The organism is Microcystis sp. CS-574 (assembly GCF_028329095.1).
Taxonomy (GTDB): Bacteria; Cyanobacteriota; Cyanobacteriia; order Cyanobacteriales; family Microcystaceae; genus Microcystis; species Microcystis ichthyoblabe_A.
Genome location: NZ_JAQMSY010000001.1, coordinates 1 through 3,623, shown reverse-complemented (window position 1 = coordinate 3,623; position 3,623 = coordinate 1). Strand labels below are relative to the sequence as shown.

At 49.2% G+C, this 3,623-nt stretch carries 2 protein-coding genes; both read left to right on the top strand.

Annotation, left to right across the window (positions count from 1 at the left end):
- Positions 1 to 178: 178 nt before the first annotated feature.
- On the top strand, positions 179 to 2,338 hold the full coding sequence (gene kdpB / locus PN470_RS00010) for a potassium-transporting ATPase subunit KdpB (protein WP_272103270.1): 2,160 nt from the start codon (positions 179 to 181) through the stop codon (positions 2,336 to 2,338).
- Positions 2,338 to 3,561, top strand: a complete 1,224-nt coding sequence (locus PN470_RS00005; RefSeq protein WP_272103268.1) for a DNA cytosine methyltransferase — start codon at positions 2,338 to 2,340, stop codon at positions 3,559 to 3,561. Before kdpB ends, PN470_RS00005 begins: the two co-directional genes overlap by 1 nt.
- The last annotated feature ends 62 nt before the right edge of the window (positions 3,562 to 3,623 follow it).

Genomic DNA, 3,623 nt, shown 5'->3' with positions numbered 1-3,623 from the left:
GGGGTGTGGGGTGTGGGGTTTTACCAGTTTTGAGGTGGCCAATTACCTAATTTTCAGGGAAAAAGTGCCTAAATTTCCCCCCGATCACTCCCATATCCAGTACTTTTTGATTGACAAAAGGTCTAAAAGTCTTACCCAACAAGGTTTTTAGATTTATTCAACCAGCCCTAGATAATTTATGAGAACGAACAGAGGAAATTCTAAGTCCCCCCGCCCGTTGCGAGTGCCGAGAGGTCGCCGGGACGACCGCCGCCATACCCCCAAGGTAAACCGGACCGGTCTCTATCAAAGCGCGATCCGGCAGTCCTTCCTCAAACTCGACCCGCGCATCGCCGTGCGTAACCCTGTCCTATTCGTGGTCTGGTTGGGAACAATCGTCACGGCCCTGGTGACGATCGACCCGCATCTATTCGGCACGATCGCTGGGGAGAGGGGACAACAACGGCTACTTAACGGCATCATCACCCTGATCCTCTTCTTGACGGTGCTGTTTGCCAACTTCGCCGAGGCGATCGCAGAGGGACGGGGAAAAGCCCAGGCCGATGCCCTACGCTCCACCCGCAGCGACACGATCGCCCGAAAAATCCTGGCCGACGGCTCGATCGAGTCGGTCAGTTCCACGGCCTTGCATCGGGGCGATCGGGTAAAATTGCTGGCCGGGGACGTGATTCCCGCCGACGGGGAAGTGATCGAGGGAATCGGTTCGGTGGATGAATCGGCGATCACCGGAGAATCGGCCCCCGTCCTCAAACAACCCGGCACCGACATCGCCAGTTCCGTCACCGGTGGTACGCGGCTTCTCTCGGACGAGTTGACAGTGCGGATCACCCAAGATCCCGGCCGGGGTTTTATTGATCGCATGATCTCCCTTGTGGAAGGGGCCGAGCGCACGAAAACCCCCAACGAGATCGCCCTGACGGTACTTCTGGCCGTGTTAACCCAGGTCTTTTTAATTGTCGTGGCCACGATTCCCTCGATCGGGAACTATATCGCTGGTTTTCTGGAAACGAGCCTCAGTCCTGCGGTTGCGGATACCTTTCGGGCCGGCTCCAGTATCGCCATCTTGATCTCCCTCCTCGTCGCCCTCATTCCCACGACGATCGGCGGTTTATTGAGTGCGATCGGTATCGCCGGGATGGATCGTGTGGCTCAGTTTAACGTCATCGCCACCTCTGGACGCGCCGTGGAAGCCTGCGGTGACGTAAATACCCTCCTTCTCGACAAAACGGGAACGATCACCCTCGGCAACCGGCTAGCTGACGAATTTATCCCCGTCAACGGTCATAACCTCGAGGAATTAGCCCGCGTCTGTCTAGCGGCCAGCCTTTTCGACGAAACCCCAGAAGGACGCTCGATCGTTGCCTTAGCCCGGAATTTGGGCGCAAACCTCGATATCGATGGCCAACCCGGCGAGGCAATCCCATTCTCCGCTCGTACCCGCATGAGCGGCACCGATAGGGACGGGGAGGAATACCGTAAGGGAGCCGTAGACGCGATTAAAGGTTTCGTCCGTTCTAGGGGTGGTTCCGTTCCCGAGACCCTCGATGAGGCACAGGAAAGGGTTTCCCATTTGGGGGGAACTCCCCTGGCCGTCTGTCGGGGTAACGATATCTACGGGGTGATCTATCTCAAGGACATCGTGAAGCCGGGATTAAAAGAGCGTTTCGACCAATTACGGCGCATGGGTGTGAGAACGATCATGCTCACCGGCGACAACCAGATCACGGCCTCGGTGATTGCGGCGGAGGCGGGGGTGGATGATTTTATCGCCGAGGCCACCCCAGAAGATAAGATCGAGGTGATCCGTCGCGAGCAAGCCAAGGGCAAGTTAGTTGCTATGACGGGGGACGGAACCAACGACGCACCGGCACTGGCCCAGGCTAATGTCGGTGTGGCGATGAACTCTGGAACCCAAGCGGCGAAGGAGGCGGCCAATATGGTGGACCTCGATTCCGACCCGACCAAGCTGATCGATTTAGTGACCATCGGCAAACAGTTATTAATTACCCGCGGCGCCCTGACCACGTTTTCGGTAGCTAACGATATCGCTAAGTATTTCGCCATTATCCCGACGATTTTCGCCGCTGCCGGGATCGGTGCTTTAAATATCATGGGTTTGAAAAGCGCTCAATCGGCGATCGTCTCAGCCCTGATCTACAATGCCCTGATTATCCCGGTTTTGATTCCCCTGGCACTTAAAGGCGTTCAATTTCGCCCGCTCACCGCCGACCAACTATTGCGGCGCAATATCCTCATCTACGGCGTGGGAGGCATGATTGCGCCGTTTATTGCTATTAAGATTATTGATGAGATAATTTCAGCGATCGGGTTGAGGTAATGGGAAAATCGGCAATATTTAAGCCTAGTTTATTCGGATTGAAGCACTCGAATCGGGATTTTACCCAAAAAGAAACCTGGGGTAAAAATCAATTTAACTCCTCATTTCCAGCTTCTTTGTGCGCTTACTTAGATGGGAAAGGACTGAAAAATGTATATCTGAAACTCGATAAAAATTTAAAAATTCAACTGGCGGAGTTAAGTACAAAAGAGTTATACGGTCTAGCTCCCGATTCCGATAATTTATTTTATGCTTTCGAGAGTCAATTTAGAGGAGGGAGCAAAATGATCACAATCGATTTATTCGCTGGTTGTGGTGGTTTATCTTTAGGTTTCCAGAAAGCGGGGTTTACTATTGTGGCCGCATTTGATAATTGGATACCTGCTATAGATGTCTATAGAAATAACTTTAGTCATCCGATATTTAATGTCGATTTATCTAGAGAATCTAATCAAGAAATATTGGCTCAATATAATCCTGAGATTATTGTCGGCAGCCCTCCTTGTCAAGACTTTTCCAGTGCGGGTAAGAGAGATGAGGGTTTAGGACGAGCGAATCTAACGCTCACATTCGCTGAAATTGTAACTAGAGTAAGTCCCCAATGGTTTGTTATGGAAAATGTGGATAGAATTGAGAAAAGTAAAATACTCATTCAAGCAAAACAAATTTTTAAAAGCCATGGTTATGGTTTAACTGAAAAAGTTATTAATTCTTGTTACTGCGGAGTTCCTCAAACTAGAAAAAGATATTTTCTGATCGGTAAAATGAAGGAAGAAGATGATTTTTTAATCGATGAAATTAATGAAAATCTATCAAGTCAACCTCTGACTGTATTTGACTATATGGGCAAAGAATTAGATATAGAATACTATTATAGACATCCTAGAAGCTATCAAAGAAGGGCGATATTCAGTATTTATGAACCTAGCCCTACTATTCGAGGAGTAAATCGACCAGTTCCCAAAACCTATCGACAACATCCCGGTGATGCTTGTCATCTTAATGAAAAATTAAGACCGCTAACAACGAGCGAGCGAAGCTATATCCAAACTTTTCCTAAAGACTTTATTTTTGCGGGAACAAAATCTAATCTAGAACAAATGATTGGCAATGCGGTTCCTGTTAATTTGGCCAGATATGTGGGCCAATGTATTCTTAACTATGAATTGAAAAAGGGGACCAAGACAACCTATCGACAACTACAGCTAAGTAAGTGGTTATAATTAAATTGAAAATAGATTTTGTCTTTGATCCCCCCTTAATCCCCCCTTGATAAGGGGGGTGT